Raw genomic sequence first — 20,092 nt, forward strand, 5'->3', positions numbered from 1 at the left:
GTTGCCGCTGAATGAGCCAGTCGGTAGGCGGACCGGGTGGCCCGCGAAGAAAAATCAGAAGCTGTGCTCGCCCACCGGATGATAGCGGCGATCGAAATAGATCAGGCCGCGGCGGCCGTCGCCAAAGACCAGCGCGCGGGTTTCGCAAACCAGAATGTCATGCGTGCCGACGCTGACAATCTGGCTGACGATGCAGTCGAATGAGGCCAGCGCGCCGCTGAGGATCGGCGATCCTGTCACCTGAGTCGTCCAGTCGGCGGCCACAAAGCGTTCGGCCATCGGCGTTTTACCGCCGAACAGACCAGACAGCGATTCATGACCGGCGGCCAGCGTATTGACGCAGAGCTGCATGTTCTCCCGGAATACCTCGTACACCGAGGCGGAGCGGTTCAGGCACACCAGCAGCGTGGGCGGGGAATCGGTCACGCTGCAGACCGCCGAGGCGGTGAACCCCGCGCGCCCTGCGGGGCCGTCGGTAGTGATAATATTGACGGCGGCGCCCAGGCGAGACATGGCATCGCGAAACTGCTGTTTTTCTACCGTGGGATCGTTCAGGGTTTCAGCCATATCAGCTCCATATCAACGGTGTCAGGGCTGCGTTCGGTGTGCTGCAGCCAGGTGAGTAAATGGTGGTTAAAGGTGGCACTGTCGGTGACGCTCATGGCATGGCCCCCCCAGTTCATGTACTGCAGTGTGGCATTGGGCAGGGCGGCCTGCAGGCGTTCGGAACAGGTCCAGGGAACCAGCAGATCGTCGCGTGAGCAAAGCAGCAGCACCGGCTGGGTGATACGCGCCGCCTGCGCGCTGTAGTCACAGGCCATCAGCGCATGCAGTCGCTTAAGCAGATTCTCCATCCCCTGAAAATGGGCGGCATGCAGCGCATCTTCGGCTTCAAGGCGCTCCTGATTTGCTGACAGCCAGTCGGCGGGGTAGAGAAACAGCGGCTGGGCGCGGACATAAGCCTCCACGCCCGAGTTCAGCAGCAGATCCTGACGCACGCGAAAGCAGCGGCGGGTATGGGGATCCAGCTGAAGCCAGCCGTTGACCAGGACTATCCTGGCCACGCGCTCCGGGTAGTCGAGCGCCAGCTGCATCGCGATCATCCCGCCCAGCGCGTGGCCGATAACGTCGAAGCGCTCAATCCCATGGCGATCAAGCTGTGCGATCAGTTCGTCGGCCATATCCTGCATGCTGTAACCGTCAGGCAGGTTGTCCGCGCTGCGGCCGGTACCGCGCTGGTCATACACCACCACGCGATACGCCGCGCGGAGGGCGTTCATCTGCGGCAGCCAGAAGTTCCCCAGCCCCCCCAGTCCGGCGGACAGCACGAGGGTTCGGGCATCGGGATCGCTGCGGCCTGAGAGTTCAATATGCATCAGGACACCCCCTTATCGACCGATGTGCGCCACGCTGGCGATTTCAACCAGCGCGTCCGGCTTCACCAGCCCGCACTGAATGCAGAAGCGTGCAGGTTTTTCGCCGGGGAAGTAGTCGGCATAAACCGCATTCACCGCCGCGTAGTTGCTCCAGTCGGTAATGAAAATGGAGTTAAAGGTCACGTCATCCATCGTGCCGCCCGCCGTTTCGATCACGCTTTTAATCGTTTCCAACACGTGCCGGGTCTGCGCCGCCGCATCGCCGACGTGGACAACGTTATTATCCTTATCAAACGGCAGCGTGCCGGAGACATACACGATGCCGTCGGCCAGCGTACCGGGAACAAACGGTGCAATCGGAACGCCGGTGCCGGGTGGGGTGATAATGGTTTTAGGCATGATGGTTCATCCTCAATACGGTGATAGTTATGCCGTTTGCGGCAGCGCGTTTTGCCCGGCCGTCAGCGTGGCGCAGAAGCTGTCAACGTTGGACACCCAGCCGAAAAAGGTTTCGATATTGAAGATCGCCGCCTGCTGGGCAAATAACGGACCGGCCTGATAGGTGGCGTCTTCCAGCACGATGCCGAAGTATTCGAGGAAGAAGCCGTCGCGCAGGGTCGACTCAACGCAGACGTTGGTGGCGATGCCGGTGAACACCAGATGGCGGATCCCGCGGCTGCGCAGCATGCTGTCGAGGGCGGTATTAAAGAAGCCGCTGTAGCGGGGCTTGGGCAGCACGATGTCGCCGGGCTGCGGGGTAAGCTGATCGACCAGCTGATAGTCCCAGGTGCCTTTAGCCAGCAGCGTGCCCTCTAGTTCCGGGCGCTGGCGCATGGTTTTCAGCGCGTTGGATTTATGCCAGTTAGGTGAGCCGGGGCCGCCGGCCTCAACGTAGTTATCGTCCCAGCCGTTCTGGAACCAGATAATCTGTATGCCGGCCTGGCGCGCGGCGTTCACCGCAATGTTAATCCGTTCGATGACCGGTCGGGTGGCTGAAACATCAAATCCCGCCAGGTCCAGATAGCCGCCGGGGGTGGCGTAGGCATTCTGCATATCCACCACGATCAGCGCGGTCTGCTCCAGCGGGAAAACGATATCCTCCGGCCGGGCGGGGAGGGTGACCGCCTGCGCGGTGGAGGCGGTGGTACAGACGACGGCGCGTTTCGCGTTCATTATGCTACCTCTTTTGCGATATCAGTCAGGTCGGCGCGGCTGTGCATCAGTGGCTGGATGCGTTCGCCGAAATCTTCAATTCCCTGCAGGAAATCATCAAACGTCAGCAATATGCCCTGGGTACCGGCAACGGTGGCGGCCTCATCCAGCATGCGGGCAACGCTGGACCATGAACCCACCAGGGTGCCCATATTGATATTGACCGCTGAAGTCGGGTCGGCCATCTGGCGGACGTTGGTGTCGCTGCCGGAGCGTTTATCCTGCTGGCTCTGGGTGGTCAGCCAGGCGAGGGCTTGTTCATCGGCACCGTCCTTGTAGTGTTCCCATCTGGCGCGCGCGGCCTCGTCGGTTTCGGCGGCAATAATCATAAACAGCACGTAGGAACCGACGTCGCGGCCGGCGGCATCGGCGGCGGCTTTCATACGTGCGGCGGTAGGCGCAAAGGCGGTCGGCGTGTTGACGCCCTTACCGAAGCAGAAGTTGTAGTCCGCATGCTGCGCCGAGAAAGCCATGCCGGCCTCGCTCTGGGCGGCACAAATGACTTTCATCGGGCGCTGCGGCTGCGGGCTGAGGCGGCAGTCGTTCATGGTGAAAAATTCACCTTTCAGATCGGATTTACCGGTACCCCACAGATCGCGCAGTACGTTGACGTACTCGGTCAGATAGTCGTAGCGGCGGGAAAAATACTCATCTCCCGGCCACAGGCCCATCTGGTCGTATTCGGGTTTCTGCCAGCCGGTGACCAGATTCACGCCAAAGCGGCCGCCGGAGATGGAGTCGATCGTTGAGGCCATACGCGCCACGATAGCGGGGGGCAGCGTCAGGGTGGCGGCGGTGGCATAAATCTCGATGCGCGACGTCACGGCGGCCAGGCCCGCCATCAGGGTAAAGGATTCCAGATTGTGGTCCCAGAACTCCGTTTCGCCGCCAAAACCGCGCAGCTTAATCATCGACAGGGCAAAGTCGAAGTGGTAAGCCTCGGCTTTCTGCACAATAGCTTTATTCAGCTCGAAGGTGGGCATGTACTGCGGCGCGTTGCGGGAAATCAGCCAGCCGTTGTTACCGATAGGAATAAAAACACCGATTTTCATATGGAACCCTCTGATTAAGTGAAAGATTTAATCCCGGCGCTGCGATGCATCCTGCGGTTTCCATTAAAGCGGCGCGTTGCAGGAAAGACTGCAAAGGTTATGCCAGAATTAAAATTGTTAATTAAAGCAATGGGTTGTTTTTACTCTGTGAAATCGTGGGTGGAGCATCCGGTCAAAACGGACCATTTGATAAAAAATAGCTGCACAAAAAACTGGCAGGGGTGCGCAATAAAAGTGCAGCGTTGCGATTAGGTGTGAATCCGGTGATTTGGTATTATCCCCGCAACCCCTATGGATCACGGAGTCACGGTGAATTCGACAGATAAACAACCGGCCAAAGCCCCAACGCGGCGTTCCCGCGCGGTGGCGGCGAAGCGTTCCGCTATTCTTGCGGCGGCGCTGGAGTATTTTTCACAGTTTGGCATCCACGGCACCAGCCTGGATAAAGTGGCCGAACGCGCCGATGTCTCCAAGACCAATCTGCTGTATTACTTCCCCTCTAAAGAAGAGCTGTACATTGCGGTGTTAAAAGATCTGCTGGACGTCTGGCTGGCACCGCTGCGTGCGCTGCGCGCCGACCAGCATCCGCTGGAGGCGATTCGCCACTATATCCGGCTGAAACTGGAGGTCTCGCGCGATCATCCTCAGGCCTCAAGACTGTTCTGTCTGGAGATGCTGCAGGGCGCACCGCTGCTGAAGGCCGAGCTGGCAGGGGATCTGCGTCATCTGGTTGAAGATAAGGCGGCGATTATTGAGCAGTGGGTGAGTGAAGGGAAACTGGCAGAGGTTCAGCCGCATCATTTGATTTTCATGCTGTGGGCGACCACGCAGCACTATGCTGATTTTGCCACTCAGGTTGAAGCCGTGACCGGCCGGACGCTGAGCGATGAAGCCTTCTTTAATCAGACGGTGGAAAACGTGCAGAAAATGGTGATTGAGGGGATACGCGTTCGTTAGGCCAGACAGGCCGGTAAAGCAGGGCAGTCCAGTGAGGGACTGCCCCGTTCGGCAAGGCTTAGGCCTTTTTACGGCTGCGCAGGAACCAGCCCACGGCCAGCATCAGGAACCACAGCGGCGTCACCATCAGCGCCTGACGAGTGTCTTCTTCCAGCGTTAACAACACCAGCACGAAGGCGAAGAACGCCATGCACACCCAGCACATAAACTTGCCCAACGGCATTTTATAGCTGGACTCCGCGTGGCGCTGCGGATGCTTTTTGCGGTATGCGAGGTAGGAGCACAGAATAATCGTCCAGACGAACATAAACAGAATGGCGGATACCGTGGTAACCAGGGTAAATACCGTCATCACGTTCGGGATCAGATAAATCAGCGCCACGCCGCCCAGCAGGCAGAAGCAGGAGAAGAACAGACCGGTTGTCGGCACCGCGCGGCTTGACAGCACACCGAAACGACGATGCGCAACGCCCTGCTGCGACAGGCCGTACAGCATACGGCTGGTGGAGAAAATGCCGCTGTTGGCAGATGATGCCGCAGAGGTCAGCACCACGAAGTTCACAATGCTCGCCGCAGCCGGCAGGCCAATCAGCACGAACATTTCAACAAACGGGCTGCGGTCGGCGACGACCTGATTCCACGGCGTCACCGCCATGATCACCATCAGCGCCAGCACGTAGAACATAATGATACGCAGCGGAATGGCGTTAATGGCGCGCGGCAGTACCTTTTTCGGGTCGTGGGTTTCCGCCGCCGCGGTGCCCACCAGTTCGATACCGACGAAGGCAAATACGGCAATCTGGAAGCCGGCAAAGAAGCCGCTCAGCCCTTTCGGGAACATACCGCCGTGATCCCAGATATTGCTCAGGGATGCGGTGCCGCCGCCCGGCGAGGGATAATGCATGGCGACCAGGACGATACCGGTGGCGATCAGCGCAACAATCGCGACGATTTTAATAATCGCAAACCAGAATTCCATTTCGCCAAACAGCTTCACGGTGGCCACATTAAGCGATAAGAACACCACGATGCACAGCAGGGCGCTCATCCAGATGGAGAAATCAGGGAACCACAGCTGGAAGTAGGAACTGATGGCCACCACATCGGCAATACCGGTCACCACCCAACAGAACCAGTAGGTCCAGCCGGTAAAATAGCCGGCCCACGGGCCAAGCAGGTCCGCTGCAAAATCGCTGAAGGATTTGTACTCAAGATTGGAGAGCAGCAGCTCACCCATCGCTCGCATAACGAAAAACAGCATAAAACCGATGATCATATAAACGAAAATGATCGACGGTCCGGCCAGGCTGATGGTTTTACCCGACCCCATGAATAAGCCGGTGCCGATGGCCCCACCGATAGCGATGAGCTGGATATGCCGGTTGTGCAGGTTACGCCGCAGCGTATCCGGGCCTTCCTCTGAAAGCGTTGCCTCTTTTGATTGGTCAACCATTAAGGTTCTCCTGTCGTGTTCTGTCCTGTGTAAATGAGTAAAGCTCTGATGGCTTTTATTTCATTCGGTCCTGCCATGATTAGCTGGCATAAGATAGTGTAATAACGAGTTAAACGGGTAATTCTTTTCGGTAATAGTGACGACGATCGAAACGAACGATCCCGGTTGACATCACTGGAAGAGCAGCTTAACGCAAAACCGCAGGAATAAAGCAGAAAAAACAGAGACATTGAGGCTCGCGGATCTTATTCGCTCAAAAATCCAGCGCTGCCGTTGGCGGGAAGGGGGGAAGAAATGGGCGGCGACCCGATGTTTTTTTCCTTTAACGGCCGGCAGCCCGATTTTGAACGGAAAAAGGTGGGTTTTAGGGTAGAGTGAAAATTTATTTAAATATGATTTAAATCATATGGATAGTGTTTATCCTGCGCCGGTTTAAGGCCCCCGGAACGGTGGTCAGGCTACAAGATGCAGAACCATGGGAAAAAAGCGGAAAGTTACTGTATGCTGATGAGATAAATCCCATGATAAGAGTGATATCTGCTGCTCGAATGACCGCTACCAAGGGTTAACTTCGATTGTTAACGTGATAATAACATACGGTATTGTTATAGATTGGCGTTACGCCGGATTTATTTCGGTGAAAAAATAGCTACACTAATAAAAATGAGCTGGCGATTCTATAATTTACTCACGAAAGCATTACAAAAAAAACCATTTAGCCTGGTCACATTTAATGTCTAATTACACAGCAATATTTACAATGAATATTATAGTTAATGCGAGTGGGATCCCTTACGTTCCATTGGGGAAATAATGGCTGCTGACACTTATTTCAGCTGGCGAGACGACGTTCAATTCGATTTCAGTAAAAAAACTGAGGTTGAGCAGGTGACGCTGTTAATTGAACAGCAGGCAAAGCGACTCGGATTCGATTTTTATGTGCTTTTCATCAAGCATCCCGTCCCTTTTACGCGTCCCAAGACCTTTTATTACTGTAATCTGCCGGAAGAATGGATAAGTTTCTATTTTCGGGAAAACTATTTGGTCGTGGATCCGATAATCAGGAACTGCCATTTCCCCGGCAGTTTGTGGGTATGGGATGATGAAACCGCCGGCGAAGGCGCGGTCATGATGCAGGCCGCGCGACGGCACGGGATTTACCATGGTATTTCAACCTCGGCCATCGCCCATAACAGAGCAACGGGAATATTATCTTTTGCCTCATCAGATCCGTCCAATAATGTGAAGTTAACTACCGAGTTGGAACTGAAACTCCAGTATCTGGTGGAACTGTCTCTGGCGGCATTGACCCGCCTGGAGGCTATTTCCATGGTCTCTGTAAAACTGGAATTAAGTGAGCGGGAGCGTGAAATCCTTAAGTGGACCGCTGAAGGAAAAACGTCGGCTGAAATATCGCTGATACTTTCTATTTCTCAACACACGGTTAATTTTCATCAAAAAAACATGCAAAAACGATTAAATGCGCCGAACAAAACGCAAATTGCTTCTTACGCGGCCGCAATCGGTTTGATCTGAAAGAGGACGCAACTACTAATTTTGGTAGTTTCGTATTACTTACGGGTTGTCTACCCTTCGCAAGGGTAACAACCCTGCGCGGGCCCGCCCGGGGCGGTTTTAGCGCGGGAGTGCAACGGGGATTTATAAATGAAAATTATCCAGACCAAACTGAAGGATATGCCTTCCTCGTTGCTGGCTGAATTGGGAAGCTACCGTTACAGTGTTTTTGCCAGAGAAGAAGGCTGGTCAATTCCGTCACGGCTCAGCACCCCTGGCCAGGAGTACGATCGTTTCGATCGTTCAGATGTCTGCTGGTTGATTGCCTGGCATGCGCAGCACGGTATTTGCGGCTGTGCAAGATTAATGAAATGGCAGTGCCCTGAAGGCAGTGATTTGACTGACGCCGAGCGTGAAAGCCTTAACGGCAGCCCTGTTTGGGAGATGTCTCGCTTTTCAGCGCGCCTGGAAATAGACACCGAACTGCCGTTAAATATTTTATGGCACGCGCTGCAGCTGGCGGAGCAGTCCGGGGTCGGTCATTTATTCAGCGCGGCTACGCCGATGCTGGAGAAAATGTTCGCCCGCTACCAGGTCAGTTATCAGCCACTACCGGCGGGTGTGATTCAGTCGGAAGATAATCTGTTCGCGGTTAAAATACCGGTATTACAGCCTGAGCTGGCAAGCCGTTTCCATGGTTCAAGGCGCTTTAAACCTGAAGAAGTCCTGCCGTCACTCGGCGTATCAATCAGTTGGGGAATGCGCGCGCGTTAAGCGTGCCATTTTGACCACAGCGTAATCAGCAGCCATGCCGCCGCGGACCAGCAGGCTACCGCGGCCATCAGTGCAGGCACCAGCCGCATCATATTGATGAAATACCACAGCGACAGCAAATAGACGAAGTACGGCAGAATCGCCCACATCCCAAACAGGATGGTCGCGCGCAGCGCTTCTACTCCGCGTTCACTCCCGACGATATAATGTGCAATCAGGGCAAAGGTTGGAAACAGAGGGATCAGTCCGGCAAGATAGTAGTTGCGCGTTTTAGCGAGAATACCGATCAGTAATACAACAACAGCGCCAAGTATCGCTTTTATTAGTAAGGCCATTATCTCATCAACGGGTGGTTAACTGTCATTCTGAGAGCTGATGCATCGCACGGCTGCTTAACACATCGCCGGTATCAGCGGAAAAGGGTTTTTGGCACCGGCGCAGGTAAACTGTCTGCGACCGGTGCCCGTCAGGCACTACTGGCGGAAGGCGTATTTGATTTGCTTGACGGTATTGCTGAACACTTCAGCCTGCTGTTCATCTTCCAGGCCCGCAATGTAACGTTCCATATTGATGATCACTTTACCGGCATCGGCCTGGCCAATCGATTTCAGCATCAGCGTAACCAGTGCCTTCATGCAGGTGACCTCGTTGGCTAACGCCTGCACGTCTTCACGGGTTGAAAAGTCAATCTGACTCATGATCTCTCCTGATAAATGATAAAAAACATGCCCCTGAGCCGCAGTACAGGGCGCGAAAAATTGTTAAAAGTATATCATACAACGCGTAAAAAAAATCAGTTACCTACTCGTTACACGTTCCCGGTATTGCGGAGAAAAGTGTGATAAGTGATACGAACGGGCAATACGATTTGATACTGGCGTAATGCTGAGCAATATTAATACTCGCGATTAGGCCAGGGGTCCGTACATTTTACTGACGCTAACACCGCTTCGGCTTTTTTTCGTATAACTTTATGTAAATGCTGATTATTGTATTTTCTTGTATTCTTTTTCGTAACTATTGATTGCCATTGCGCGCTTTATTTCATCGCATCTGGCTTAGTCATTTTCTTAAGCGCTAAAATTTATTTTGCATTATGATTTAAGAAACGAAATTGTTAGCCGCTGTGTTAAATATGTTCTACCGATGAAAAAAAAGTAGTAGAATAATGACCCTGCAATTATTGCTAATCTTCACCCGCCTCAGCCATTTAGGGAGTTCCGTTTGATAAGCGTTTTTCTCGTCGATGACCACGAACTGGTGCGTACAGGGATCCGTCGCATACTGGAAGATATCAAAGGTATCCAGGTTGTAGGTGAAGCCAACTGTGGTGAGGATGCAGTGAAATGGTGCCGCAGCAACAATGTTGATGTGGTGCTGATGGACATGAATATGCCGGGCATTGGCGGTCTGGAGGCCACGCGTAAAATCGTGCGCTACACGCCGGATGCTAAAGTGATTATGCTGACAATTCATACCGAGAGCCCGCTGCCGGCGAAGGTCATGCAGGCCGGGGCCGCGGGTTATCTCAGCAAGGGGGCCGCGCCGCAGGAGGTGGTTAACGCCATCCGCTCTGTAAACGCTGGTCAGCGCTACATCGCGTCGGACATTGCCCAGCAAATGGCGCTGAGCCAGATCCAGCCCCAGGCAGAATCCCCGTTCAGCTGTTTGTCAGAACGCGAACTGCAGATTATGCTGATGATTACCAAAGGTCAGAAAGTGACTGAGATTTCCGAGCAGCTGAACCTCAGCCCTAAGACGGTGAACAGCTACCGTTACCGGATGTTCAGCAAGCTTAATATCAGTGGTGATGTAGAATTAACCCATCTGGCCATTCGCTATGGCCTGTTTAATTCGGAACCGTTAATCAGCAGTGAGTAGTATGGTATTTGATGCCCGTTCCTTCCTGAAAACCGTCACCAGCCAGCCTGGCGTCTATCGAATGTATGATGCCAGCGAAACGGTTATCTATGTTGGCAAAGCTAAGGACCTGAAAAAGCGCCTCGCCAGCTATTTTCGTGGCAATCTCGCCAGCCGCAAAACAGAAGCGCTGGTGGCGCTGATCCAGCAAATTGATGTGACCGTCACGCATACCGAGACGGAAGCCCTGCTGCTGGAGCATAACTACATTAAGCTTTACCAGCCGCGCTACAACGTTTTGCTGCGCGATGATAAATCCTATCCCTATATTTTTCTTAGCGCCGACACGCATCCCCGTCTTGCCAGCCATCGCGGTGCCAAACACGCCAAAGGGGAGTACTTCGGTCCGTTCCCGAACGGCTACGCGGTGCGGGAAACATTGTCGCTGCTGCAGAAAGTGTTTCCCGTACGCCAGTGTGAAAACAGCGTCTATCGCAACCGTACCCGCCCGTGCCTGCAGTATCAGATTGGCCGCTGCCTGGGGCCGTGCGTCAGCGGGCTGGTGAGCGAAGAGGAATATGCCGAGCAGATTAACTACGTGCGGCTGTTTCTCTCCGGCAAAGACGATCAGGTGCTCAACCAGCTGGTCAGCCGGATGGAAACGGCGGCGATGGATCTGCGTTTTGAAGAGGCCGCGCGCCTGCGCGATCAGATTCAGGCGGTGCGCCGCGTAACGGAAAAACAGTTCGTCTCCAATCAGGGCGACGATATGGACGTTATCGGCGTTGCCTTCGACGGCGGCCTGGCCTGCCTGCACGTGCTGTTTATCCGCCAGGGCAAGGTGCTGGGCAGCCGCAGCTATTACCCTAAAGTCCCCGCAGGCACGGACCAGGCCGAAGTGGTGCAAACCTTCGTCGGACAGTTCTATCTTCAGGGTAGCCAGGCCAGAACGCTGCCTTCTGATATCCTGCTGGACTTCACGCTGCCGGAGAAAGATCTGCTGGCCGATTCTTTGACGGAGCTTGCCGGGCGTCGGGTAACGATCCAGAGCAAGCCGCGCGGCGATCGCGCCCGTTATCTCAAGCTGGCCAGAACGAATGCCGCCACGGCGCTGGCGACCCGGCTGGCCCAGCACTCTACCGTGCGTCAGCGGTTATCCGAGCTGGCACAGGTTCTGGAGCTGCCGGAAATCAATCGCATGGAGTGTTTTGACATCAGCCACACGATGGGGGAGCAGACCGTGGCCTCCTGCGTGGTTTTTGATGCAAATGGCCCGGTGCGCAGCGAATACCGGCGTTATAATATCAGCGGTATCACGCCCGGGGATGACTACGCGGCGATGAATCAGGTGCTGCGTCGCCGCTATGGCAAAGAGCTGGAAGAGAGTAAAATACCTGACGTCATTCTTATCGACGGCGGCAAAGGGCAGCTGGGGCAGGCTAAAACTGTTTTTGCTGAACTGGACGTCACGTGGGATAAACATCATCCTTTACTGTTAGGGATAGCCAAAGGCACCGATCGCAAGGCGGGGCTGGAAACGCTGTTCTTTGAACCGGAGGGGGAGGGGTTTTCTCTGCCGCCGGATTCCGCTGCGCTACATGTTTTACAGCATATTCGTGATGACTCTCACAATCATGCAATTACGGGTCATCGCAATAAACGGGCGAAAGTGAAAAATACCAGCGCGCTGGAAACGATAGAAGGCATAGGCCCTAAACGTCGACAGATGCTGCTGAAGTACATGGGAGGCCTGCAACCGCTGATAAATGCTTCAGTGGAGGAGATTGCCAAAGTACCGGGGATTTCGCATGCACTGGCCGAAAAAATCTTCTATGCGCTGAAACACTAAGCATTGCAACACCCGTAGCAATGTAGGAACATAGAGACAAATTCTACTCTGTCCAAACAGTTAGCATAATTATGCCATTTAATATCCCGACCTTACTGACCCTGTTTCGCGTAGTCTTAATTCCATTTTTCGTGCTGGCGTTTTACCTGCCGTTTGAATGGGCTCCGCTGCTTTGTGCGCTGATCTTTGTCGTTGCTGCGGTAACGGACTGGTTTGACGGTTTCCTTGCCCGTCGCTGGAAGCAAACCACCCGTTTTGGTGCCTTCCTCGACCCGGTTGCCGATAAGGTGATGGTTGCCATGGCGCTGGTGCTGGTGGCGGAATACTTCCATGCCTGGTGGATCACGCTGCCTGCTGCGACCATGATCGCCCGCGAGATCATTATTTCCGCGCTGCGCGAGTGGATGGCGGAAATCGGCAAACGCAGCAGCGTGGCCGTCTCCTGGATCGGTAAAGTGAAAACCACGGCGCAGATGCTGGCGCTTTTTGCCCTGCTGTGGCGTCCAAACTCCATCGTTGAGGGGATTGGCGTGGCCGCGCTGTACATCGCCGCCGTCCTGACTTTCTGGTCAATGTTCCAATATTTGAGCGCTGCGCGCGGCGATCTGCTCGAACGTTGATCGAAGCGATTTAAAAAGCAGCAAACGGACGCATTGTACGGATAATTTGATTGACTCATTGCTCCATGTCAGTAGAATGCAACGCATCGAAAGGCAGCAGGGTCTGCCAGAAGATAAAGCAAATCAGCAGCTTCTGAGTTTCACTCAAACAAAGCAGCAGCGTTGATAGCTCAGCGGGAATAGCTCAGTTGGTAGAGCACGACCTTGCCAAGGTCGGGGTCGCGAGTTCGAGTCTCGTTTCCCGCTCCAGTTTAAGTCAGCAGAGAATTTCTCTGAAGGCAAAAAAGAATAAAGGCGCGTTGGCAGAGTGGCCATGCTACGGATTGCAAATCCGTCTACCTCGGTTCGACTCCGGGACGCGCCTCCAATCTTACATCCAGGCCCGGATGGTGAAATCGGTAGACACAAGGGATTTAAAATCCCTCGGCTTATGGCTGTGTGGGTTCAAGTCCCACTCCGGGCACCATATTCGAAGTACCGATTAAAACGAATAAAATCAAAGCAATATGTAGTAATGTCGTGACCGCCCAAGGGCGGTTTTTTTGTTTCCGCCCCCTACATTCCTAATACCCTTTCCTAATATTATTCTGCTTTCTTCTGCCCACCGACTACCGGAACCACAACAATCTTCCTGTCATAGCGTGCAGTTTGTTCCACGTTTTTGTGGCCAGAAATCGCCTGCTTTTCATATAAACTGCCGGACAGATCAGAAATGCCTTTTGCTTTCAGATCGTGAAAAGTGAAGTTGAAGTCCATTTCAGGGAATGCGGCTTTGGCATCCTGTTTAGCTTTCAACCAGCGGCTATTAAAACCATCCCGCGTATATTTGCTGCCTGATGGCTGGTGGATGACATAGATAGTGCTCATGCCTGATTTAAGCGGCAGGGTGCTGCAAGCCTTTATTACATTCTCAAGCCTTGGGCTCCAGGCTTTTATCTGTGCAACACTCGTTTTGCTCTGCTTGATCAGGATGCCTTCCTCGATCAATTGGCCTTTCTTCATTTCCAGAACGTCAGCCTGGCGTGCGCAGCAAAGGTAAGCCAGTTCCATAGCAACCTGGACTACGGGTGGTGAAACACTGTAAAGGGCAGAGTATTCAGCGTTAGTAATATAACGGTCACGCGCGACTTCTTTGAACTGTTTAACGCCTTTGGTGGGGTTACCCTTTACCATTCCACGCTCATAGCCCCACCGGAACACGCGGGAGATAAAAGCTTTTTCGCGGTTAGCCTGCGTCCTGCTTTTAAGCCCTCGCTTATCCATATACTTGCGTATGTGCTCTGGCTTGATTGCATCAGGTGGCATCTTGCCGAAAACAGAAAGCACTTTAACTGAGTATTTTCTGTAGTCTTTCTGGGTTTCGAAGGACAATTCAAAGAAATCAGCGGAAGAGAAAAAGCTTTCTGTAAGCCCTTCAAAGAAATCCTCATTCTTGCGATCGTTAATGAGCGCTTCGTATGCGGTCCATACTTCAGCCTGGGTTGAGTCAAAGCCACATAAGCGTATGGCGCCACCATTTTTTGGGTGAAACTCATATGCTGATCTGCCCCGATATGTCCGGGGCGGCATCCATAAATCTGCTTTATTTGCCCGTGGTCGTGCCATTAATCCAATGCTCCAAAGTTTGGCTGGCAACCGTCATCAGTTTTAACTTTCCTCTGTGAAAGGGGATCGTTAAAGTGCCGCCATGTTGTGCGCGGTCGGCCGTCTCGCCGGATAATGAAAAATATCCCAGCTTCACGGAGGCTTTCGCATTGCTTTGAGGGGATTTTATAGCCGGTCAAAGCAAAAATATCGGCATCCGAAATGATGTCGTTATCTCCGTGTACTGCTGAAACGCTTTGGCTCATGGTTGTCTCCCAATCCTGCTGCAACAGGTTAAAAATCATCGTGACGTGTCACGCAGTTAATTTAAGCCGATCACTCTGGTAATCGCTGGGCCACCTGATTGTGGATTTCCCACAGGCTGATTCCACAGCTCTCGCAGAAACCAGCGAGGTAATCCAGCCCTGACCACTCGCGGATACCGCCACGCGCAGCCTCAACAAAAACCGCGATGTTTTTATCTCGCCATACTCCGAACAATCGCCAGCCACCACCGTCAGCGTTTTTAACCGCCACAATGCGCGTCAGCACACCTGTCTGATGCAACTCAGCAAAAGCAGTCTTCTTCCTGGTTATCATTCGCATAAATACAAACCTGTGATTTGTTACTTACAAATGTGACGTTTGCGTTTTTATTTTTACCCAATCTCAGGCAGCAGCACTGCGGCAGGCTGACGCCCCAGCGCTTTGACGTCTGCAAGCGCCTGATTGTAAACGTCAGCGAGCAACTGGTATCCATTCCCGCAGTGCGGGTTGCCGAAACGCATCGCTTCTGCTGGTGTTATCTCCGGCGGCAGCACTGCGGCAGGGGCGGAGGCGTAGAGCGGGCGAACTTCGCAGCCCTCTTTAATCGCTTGGTTTTTCCCATCCTCGCCAATAAGCCCCAGCCAATCGCCATTTATTGATTTAAACTGCCATCCAGCAGGCTCCTGCGCATCCCGGCGCACCAACTCCAGTTGCTCAACCACGATGATTAATGAAGTGAAAAACGCATGGTTTTTCTTATCGGCAGGGTCTTTATAGAACTCCTGCCATTCTTCCAGTTCATCTTTCAGCTCAACTAGGTCGATATCGATCATGGCTGCTCTCCCTCTATGCGTTTGAACTCAATGACCCACACCCACGGGTTAGCCTGCCAGTTGTCAGCGCCGTAGATGGATTCCCATAGCAGTTGGAAAGCACGAACAGGATGCTGCGCATTAACCAAACCAGGAATACCAAAATCAGCATGGGATAAAGTAGTCAGGTTTTGAATTCCCTCACGCATTGCCTCTACATCCGTGACTTGCTGCAGCCGTTCAACCCGAACGCCGGTAATCTCCAGCGTTATACGGCTGGCCCAGCGCGGCATGTGAATTGATGGGGTCCATTTCTCAGCAGACACTGGTTTATTGCACTCCGAGATAGGTACTCGGTGAGTTTGTTGCGTCCAGCTCTGACGTTCGCTTGCCTTGTAGACGAGTGTTGCCACATCTGTGGCGCGGCTGTGAACGCGATAAGTCTCACGCACCCATAGGCGATCACCCGGTTGACCGATCTGGCTGTTACGGAAGTTGCCGCCGTTAATTTCGCCCGCGATTTCGTTGCCGGACAGCTCACACATGGCGTCACGGTCAATGATTGGAAGTTTGACGATACGTCGCGTCTGAGTCTTACGCCCGTCGAGGATTGCCTTTACCATCTCAGAATTAAAAATTATTCCGCGTTCACGCATCACCATTCCCCCCAGCTGTATTGAGCCGCTTCCGGCCCTTTTGCGCCAACTATGGTGGAGTTAGGGACGCTGGTAACGGTGCGGCTGTATGCCAGAACCTCACCGTCAACGACCTGAAGCCCCTGGATATGCCCGGCGCTGGATAGCGCAGCCAGGCAAAGCGAAACCTTCTCAACCGTGAGTTTTATGCGGCTAAGCTGGTAAGCCTTTCTGTAGGTGAAGGCAGCAAGTGCTTCTTCGCGCGTCAGATGGTACTTCGAGCGTGAAGCGCCTTTCAGGCAGCGTTTAACGTTTCGGTTACCGGATCGGCTGTGATATGCCTGCATTTTCTCAAGCGTCATGTAAGGCAAATCCCTGCAGTACCAGAACGTTTTTTCGGTTTCACGGAGGATTACGCACTGGTCCAGCTCAATCACTGCCCGGCCCTCGCTGTCGTGTCGATCGACATAGCGATAGCAGTATTTTTTTTCAGGCATTCTGCACCTCACGAATAGCAGCGTGAACCGGCAGGAACGACAGGAAGGTGTCCATTCCCCGCGCTACCAATTTTTGGTTGTTGTAGCGCTCGATGCCCCACGCGATGGCGTAGCAAATCCACAGGTAATGATGGCTGTGTTTCTGCAAACTCCCCATTCCGTCCAGGATGTCCCAACTACTAACGTCGTTGGGGAAGTAGGCATCATCTACAGCCTGACCAGCCATCCATGCGTTGCGGTACCCATTACTAAGCAGTTCAGACACTGCATCTTTCGCCATTTCACGATCGTGCTCGTCTTCACAGCCTTCAAGGTAAGCTGAAAGCCAATCATTCAGGCTCTTTTCGAAAGCCCCTTCATCGAACTCAAAGCAAGGACTGTCATAGCGTGAACCGCCCGCGCCAGACTCGAATTTCTCTGACCAGTAGCCGGGGTTAATGTAGAAGCTTTCGCGAGCGCCCCCAAAGAAATCGAACATGTCAGCTATACGGCTGAACGTCCACGTACCCATATCGCCAGTGACAGTCAGATAGCCAGGCCAGGTGACGATATCGAAGTAATAAGCATTGGTGCTAGGGCGAGAAAAACGCAGATGACGATACAAGCCATCATCACGGATAACACTCAGCTGGTGGCTGCTTACATCACGGATAAAGCGAATTAGAGAAGACATTAGTTAACCCCCTCGCTGGTGGTCGGAATTAACTTCTGCCAGATAACGGAAACGTATTGCGCCTGATGGATGGCATCATCCAGTGCGTTATGACGATCACCGGGGAAGGGCATATCACGCTTTGGGTCGATACCCAGCTGGCGACCGAGTTCAACCATCGTGCGCACATCGCGGTCATTCCAGAATGGCCAGAACGCGGGTAACTGTGTGCGCTGGTATGCCGACCGCAGAATGACGTTGTCGAACGTCGCGCCATTACCCCACACCTGAACATTGTTTGCAGAGCGACCTTCGATTACGAAGCGGCTCAAATCAGTCAGCACTGCAGCGATGGGGAATGAAGAAGAGACGATAGCTGCACGGGCCTCGCTGGATTGCTGTAACCACCACATGATCGTCTCGGCATCCAGCGATGCGCCTAATTCAGTTTCGCTCTCCAGTTGAACGCTTGAAGAGAATTGAGGGCCGATTTTTCCGGTGGCCGGCTCAAAGAAAACAGCGCCAATGGATACGATTGCGGCATTAGGCTTATTGCCCATAGTTTCGAGGTCGATCATTAAGTGGTTCATGTGATTTCCCGTTTTCAGGCTGCACGAATCCCTTGCCGAGCTGGCAATAATTCAGCAAACCGAATTTATTAATTAATGGCTGGTGGGCGCTGCAACGCACCACATCAGCCGGTGAGTCTCCCGAAGATTGCGTGGCAGGAGTTGAACCTGCGCCAGGGGGATTAGACCTGACCATCACCGGATGCAACACAACAGGAATGCCACTCGTTTGGCAGGATGAAGATTGGGTTATGAGCCCGTTTCACCCGAATGGCATTGCTGTTGTGAGCAAAAAATTATCAATCCTGCAATAACTTGACACTTCATAACAAATCTTTGCGTTTTGGGCTATTCGACCCCCTGATCTCCTAGCGTATTTTGGATTTAGGTGCGCACCTAAACTCATATTCAACTAGCCATTTACAGGGTATTGAAAATGCAAACTTTCATAGATTCGTTCGACCTACTACAACAGGTAGGTATCTTCATCCAGAAAGGAACACCAGAGAGTTTTTGGCAGATGCTGGGTTATGCAACTGCTTTTACTCTCCCGTTTCTGATGTTCAATAAACGCAGTAATTAATTAAATTCCCCGGTAGGAGCCGGGGATACTTCTGCAATCTACGGCTTAGAAGGCCGGTGCTCTTTCCTGCTGTGCTAATGACGCCTAAAAAGGGCGGTTAACAGGGCTGGAAACTATCTACCCTGGGTGGCAATAACCTGCCAACCGCCAAGACTACACACAGCATTCGCACTGCATTCAGCATTGAAAGTAACACTGGTTAACCTTACTACGTGGTTAAAGGTAATTTAAGGTACATTTGGTGTCAATAGGTAAGGTAACAAAAGTTACCTTCGGGGGTAAAAAAACACCCGCATTAGCGGGCGGGAGTTAAACCTCTTGGAGCACCTGTACGACTTTACCTAAAATTCTGCAGGTATTATCGCACTGGATAGGTTTGAAAAGAGGATTAAGGGGCATCAAGTATCTGTAAGGGCCATCCATCACCAATCTTTTCACTGTCGCTTCAGAACTGCCATCAGTTATTGCTACTACTATCTTGCCATTCAAATCATCGAACGAACCATAATGAGGCTCAACAATAACGGTTGAGCCCTCAGGAATGCTGGGGTAACCATTTGGATTTGTCATAGATTCGCCTCGAACATCCAAGGCAAAAGAGTCATCTGAAACCTTCACAGTAGTAGAGCACCATCTGATTACATCACTCAACCGCGCTGCAGCATATGAATCAGTCCATGCACCCGCCTGAACTGAAGATATCACTGGTACCGAAGTCAGCGGTGGAGAGACTGGTTTGAGCTTGGTGTCATCCTTAACCTGATCCCCTGTTCCGTAGAGTATCCATTCTGGGCTGCATGAAAGAGCGAGTGCCAATTGGTGGAGATTCTCGCCTGCAGGTTTAACGCTTCCATTCTCCCATTTGGTTACAGATACACGGCTAACGCCCAGCTGTTTAGCCAGCTGTAGCTGCGTGAGCTCCAACTGTGTGCGCCTCTGCCTGATTCGATCATTCATTTCGGTTTTCATGTAACCAATGTTACCTGAATCCAACGTAAAAGATGTTTGCTTCGTTAGGTAACTTTTGTTACCTTCATCAAAATTAAAAAGAGGAGCCATAAATGTTCAAAAGCCTTGTCGTTCAGCATTTCGGTGGCGTCGTAAAAACCGCAGATGCCTTAGGTATTAGGCACCCGGCCATATCCCGTTGGGGTGACGTCATTCCCGAAAAACAGGCCATGCGCCTTGAACGCATAACAAAGGGTGTATTGCGTTATGACCCGTCGCTTTATCAAAACAAACATAACCAAAAGTCTTAACTCACATAACTACCAAAACGGGATTGAGATGGTGGATATCAAAGAGACAGTAAAAGCGATGTGTAAGGAAGTTGCTGGTGGCCGTTCCGCTATGGCCGCTGCTCTTGGCATGAACATCGATCAGTTCAACAACAGCCTTTACGAAAAAAACAAATGCCGGTTCTTTTCGCATTCCGATCTTGAGTTGATGGAAGACCTGTCAGGCACCTGCCTGCTGGCTGAGTATCAGGCATCTCGTCGTGGCCTCATGACATTCAAGCGTCCTGCACTTGGTGAGATAGACAACGTCGATCTCTACAGCAGCCAGATGCGTGCCGATGCGGCGCGCGGACAGGTCGCACAAGCAAAACTCGACGCCGAAGAAGACGGCATTGTCGATCGACAAGAGTTCAAACACGTTGGCGGTAAGTTCATGGAATACATGCGTCACTCAGCCATTGGCTTCATAGCCTGGTCAAGTTTGTTTGGTTTTCAGTCGGATGCGATTGAGTTGATTAACAGCAGAAAGGTTGAGGGCTACCAGTTTGCAGCTAGTAGCCCTCGGTGCGAATGATCTTGGGAGAACA

General features: G+C 52.7%; 25 protein-coding genes and 3 tRNA genes. 11 read left to right on the forward strand and 17 right to left on the reverse strand.

Annotated features, from left to right (window positions below):
* Positions 1–54 precede the first annotated feature (54 nt).
* From rutF to rutA, 5 genes are read right to left on the reverse strand one after another with little or no spacing between them, the layout of a single operon-like run.
* Positions 55–567 (reverse strand): NADH-dependent FMN reductase RutF, encoded by a 513-nt coding sequence (rutF, locus tag PGH32_RS03610; RefSeq protein ID WP_337893198.1) that lies wholly within the window; start codon positions 565–567, stop codon positions 55–57.
* Positions 552–1,376 (reverse strand): pyrimidine utilization protein D, encoded by an 825-nt coding sequence (gene rutD, locus PGH32_RS03615; RefSeq protein ID WP_337893199.1) that lies wholly within the window; start codon positions 1,374–1,376, stop codon positions 552–554. Before rutD ends, rutF begins: the two co-directional genes overlap by 16 nt.
* 12 nt (positions 1,377–1,388) lie before the next feature.
* Positions 1,389–1,775, reverse strand: a complete 387-nt coding sequence (gene rutC, locus PGH32_RS03620; protein WP_314419730.1) for a pyrimidine utilization protein C — start codon at positions 1,773–1,775, stop codon at positions 1,389–1,391.
* A 27-nt stretch (positions 1,776–1,802) separates the two neighbouring features.
* Complete coding sequence (gene rutB, locus PGH32_RS03625; protein WP_314419728.1) at positions 1,803–2,549, reverse strand: pyrimidine utilization protein B; 747 nt, start codon at positions 2,547–2,549, stop codon at positions 1,803–1,805.
* Positions 2,549–3,640 (reverse strand): pyrimidine utilization protein A, encoded by a 1,092-nt coding sequence (rutA, locus tag PGH32_RS03630; RefSeq protein ID WP_314419726.1) that lies wholly within the window; start codon positions 3,638–3,640, stop codon positions 2,549–2,551. Before rutA ends, rutB begins: the two co-directional genes overlap by 1 nt.
* A 291-nt stretch (positions 3,641–3,931) precedes the next feature.
* Here rutA and rutR point away from each other — a divergent pair, with 291 nt between their 5' ends.
* Positions 3,932–4,597 carry an HTH-type transcriptional regulator RutR gene (rutR, locus tag PGH32_RS03635; protein ID WP_314419725.1) on the forward strand — a complete coding sequence of 222 codons (666 nt, stop codon included), beginning with the start codon at positions 3,932–3,934 and terminating at the stop codon, positions 4,595–4,597.
* Positions 4,598–4,655: 58 nt separating this feature from the next.
* On the opposite strand, the gene cycA is transcribed toward rutR, so the two are convergent.
* Positions 4,656–6,050 (reverse strand): D-serine/D-alanine/glycine transporter, encoded by a 1,395-nt coding sequence (cycA, locus tag PGH32_RS03640; protein ID WP_205065200.1) that lies wholly within the window; start codon positions 6,048–6,050, stop codon positions 4,656–4,658.
* Positions 6,051–6,863: 813 nt separating this feature from the next.
* On the opposite strand from cycA, the gene sdiA reads away from it, so the two are divergent.
* The gene (gene sdiA, locus PGH32_RS03645) at positions 6,864–7,586 is read left to right on the forward strand and encodes a transcriptional regulator SdiA (protein WP_314419719.1); all 723 of its coding nucleotides are present in this window, start codon (positions 6,864–6,866) and stop codon (positions 7,584–7,586) included.
* Positions 7,587–7,715: 129 nt separating this feature from the next.
* Positions 7,716–8,339 (forward strand): GNAT family N-acyltransferase, encoded by a 624-nt coding sequence (locus PGH32_RS03650; protein ID WP_314419716.1) that lies wholly within the window; start codon positions 7,716–7,718, stop codon positions 8,337–8,339.
* Here PGH32_RS03650 and PGH32_RS03655 read toward each other — a convergent pair.
* Together PGH32_RS03655 and PGH32_RS03660 are read right to left on the reverse strand one after the other, a co-directional pair.
* Positions 8,336–8,674, reverse strand: coding sequence for a GlpM family protein (locus tag PGH32_RS03655; protein ID WP_314419715.1), 339 nt, complete (start codon positions 8,672–8,674; stop codon positions 8,336–8,338). The two genes, PGH32_RS03650 and PGH32_RS03655, sit on opposite strands and share 4 nt — an antisense overlap.
* A gap of 138 nt (positions 8,675–8,812) precedes the next feature.
* Positions 8,813–9,037, reverse strand: a complete 225-nt coding sequence (locus PGH32_RS03660) for a DUF2594 family protein (protein WP_314419714.1) — start codon at positions 9,035–9,037, stop codon at positions 8,813–8,815.
* Positions 9,038–9,563: 526 nt separating this feature from the next.
* Here PGH32_RS03660 and uvrY point away from each other — a divergent pair.
* The 6 genes from uvrY (at position 9,564) to PGH32_RS03690 (ending at position 13,134) form a co-directional block, all read left to right on the forward strand.
* Positions 9,564–10,220 (forward strand): UvrY/SirA/GacA family response regulator transcription factor, encoded by a 657-nt coding sequence (gene uvrY, locus PGH32_RS03665; RefSeq protein ID WP_314419712.1) that lies wholly within the window; start codon positions 9,564–9,566, stop codon positions 10,218–10,220.
* A 1-nt stretch (position 10,221) separates the two neighbouring features.
* Positions 10,222–12,048, forward strand: a complete 1,827-nt coding sequence (gene uvrC / locus PGH32_RS03670; protein ID WP_337893200.1) for an excinuclease ABC subunit UvrC — start codon at positions 10,222–10,224, stop codon at positions 12,046–12,048.
* 71 nt (positions 12,049–12,119) lie between these two features.
* On the forward strand, positions 12,120–12,668 hold the full coding sequence (gene pgsA / locus PGH32_RS03675) for a CDP-diacylglycerol--glycerol-3-phosphate 3-phosphatidyltransferase (protein ID WP_105593373.1): 549 nt from the start codon (positions 12,120–12,122) through the stop codon (positions 12,666–12,668).
* Between the two features lie 173 nt (positions 12,669–12,841).
* Positions 12,842–12,917 (forward strand) — tRNA-Gly (locus PGH32_RS03680).
* 44 nt (positions 12,918–12,961) lie between these two features.
* A tRNA-Cys gene (locus tag PGH32_RS03685) sits at positions 12,962–13,035 on the forward strand.
* 13 nt (positions 13,036–13,048) lie between these two features.
* Positions 13,049–13,134: transfer RNA gene (locus tag PGH32_RS03690), tRNA-Leu, on the forward strand.
* 116 nt (positions 13,135–13,250) lie between these two features.
* Here the strand turns inward: PGH32_RS03690 and PGH32_RS03695 are convergent.
* The 9 genes from PGH32_RS03695 to PGH32_RS03735 all read right to left on the reverse strand — a co-directional run bounded on the left by PGH32_RS03695 (position 13,251) and on the right by PGH32_RS03735 (position 19,236).
* On the reverse strand, positions 13,251–14,273 hold the full coding sequence (locus tag PGH32_RS03695) for a phage integrase central domain-containing protein (RefSeq protein WP_337893201.1): 1,023 nt from the start codon (positions 14,271–14,273) through the stop codon (positions 13,251–13,253).
* Complete coding sequence (locus PGH32_RS03700; RefSeq protein WP_337893202.1) at positions 14,273–14,518, reverse strand: DUF4224 domain-containing protein; 246 nt, start codon at positions 14,516–14,518, stop codon at positions 14,273–14,275. The genes PGH32_RS03695 and PGH32_RS03700 overlap by 1 nt, the downstream gene beginning before the upstream one ends.
* A gap of 70 nt (positions 14,519–14,588) precedes the next feature.
* A complete protein-coding gene (locus tag PGH32_RS03705; protein WP_337893203.1) occupies positions 14,589–14,858 on the reverse strand; it encodes a hypothetical protein in 270 nt (89 codons plus the stop codon).
* Positions 14,859–14,911: 53 nt separating this feature from the next.
* A complete protein-coding gene (locus PGH32_RS03710; RefSeq protein WP_337893204.1) occupies positions 14,912–15,352 on the reverse strand; it encodes a hypothetical protein in 441 nt (146 codons plus the stop codon).
* The gene (locus tag PGH32_RS03715) at positions 15,349–15,987 is read right to left on the reverse strand and encodes a hypothetical protein (protein ID WP_337893205.1); all 639 of its coding nucleotides are present in this window, start codon (positions 15,985–15,987) and stop codon (positions 15,349–15,351) included. The genes PGH32_RS03710 and PGH32_RS03715 overlap by 4 nt, the downstream gene beginning before the upstream one ends.
* Complete coding sequence (locus PGH32_RS03720) at positions 15,987–16,463, reverse strand: hypothetical protein (protein ID WP_337893206.1); 477 nt, start codon at positions 16,461–16,463, stop codon at positions 15,987–15,989. The genes PGH32_RS03715 and PGH32_RS03720 overlap by 1 nt, the downstream gene beginning before the upstream one ends.
* Complete coding sequence (locus tag PGH32_RS03725) at positions 16,456–17,136, reverse strand: hypothetical protein (protein WP_337893207.1); 681 nt, start codon at positions 17,134–17,136, stop codon at positions 16,456–16,458. Before PGH32_RS03725 ends, PGH32_RS03720 begins: the two co-directional genes overlap by 8 nt.
* Positions 17,136–17,705: a 3'-5' exonuclease gene (locus PGH32_RS03730; protein WP_337893208.1), complete on the reverse strand. Its 570-nt coding sequence runs from the start codon at positions 17,703–17,705 to the stop codon at positions 17,136–17,138. The genes PGH32_RS03725 and PGH32_RS03730 overlap by 1 nt, the downstream gene beginning before the upstream one ends.
* A gap of 871 nt (positions 17,706–18,576) precedes the next feature.
* The gene (locus tag PGH32_RS03735; protein WP_337894253.1) at positions 18,577–19,236 is read right to left on the reverse strand and encodes a LexA family protein; all 660 of its coding nucleotides are present in this window, start codon (positions 19,234–19,236) and stop codon (positions 18,577–18,579) included.
* A gap of 92 nt (positions 19,237–19,328) precedes the next feature.
* Between PGH32_RS03735 and PGH32_RS03740 the strand changes: the two genes are divergently transcribed.
* Together PGH32_RS03740 and PGH32_RS03745 are read left to right on the forward strand one after the other, a co-directional pair.
* Positions 19,329–19,526 (forward strand): Cro/CI family transcriptional regulator, encoded by a 198-nt coding sequence (locus PGH32_RS03740; RefSeq protein WP_337893209.1) that lies wholly within the window; start codon positions 19,329–19,331, stop codon positions 19,524–19,526.
* Positions 19,527–19,554: 28 nt separating this feature from the next.
* Positions 19,555–20,079: a YmfL family putative regulatory protein gene (locus PGH32_RS03745; protein ID WP_337893210.1), complete on the forward strand. Its 525-nt coding sequence runs from the start codon at positions 19,555–19,557 to the stop codon at positions 20,077–20,079.
* The last annotated feature ends 13 nt before the right edge of the window (positions 20,080–20,092 follow it).

Source organism: Erwinia sp. SLM-02, from assembly GCF_037450285.1.
In the GTDB taxonomy this organism is placed as follows: Bacteria; Pseudomonadota; Gammaproteobacteria; order Enterobacterales; family Enterobacteriaceae; genus Erwinia.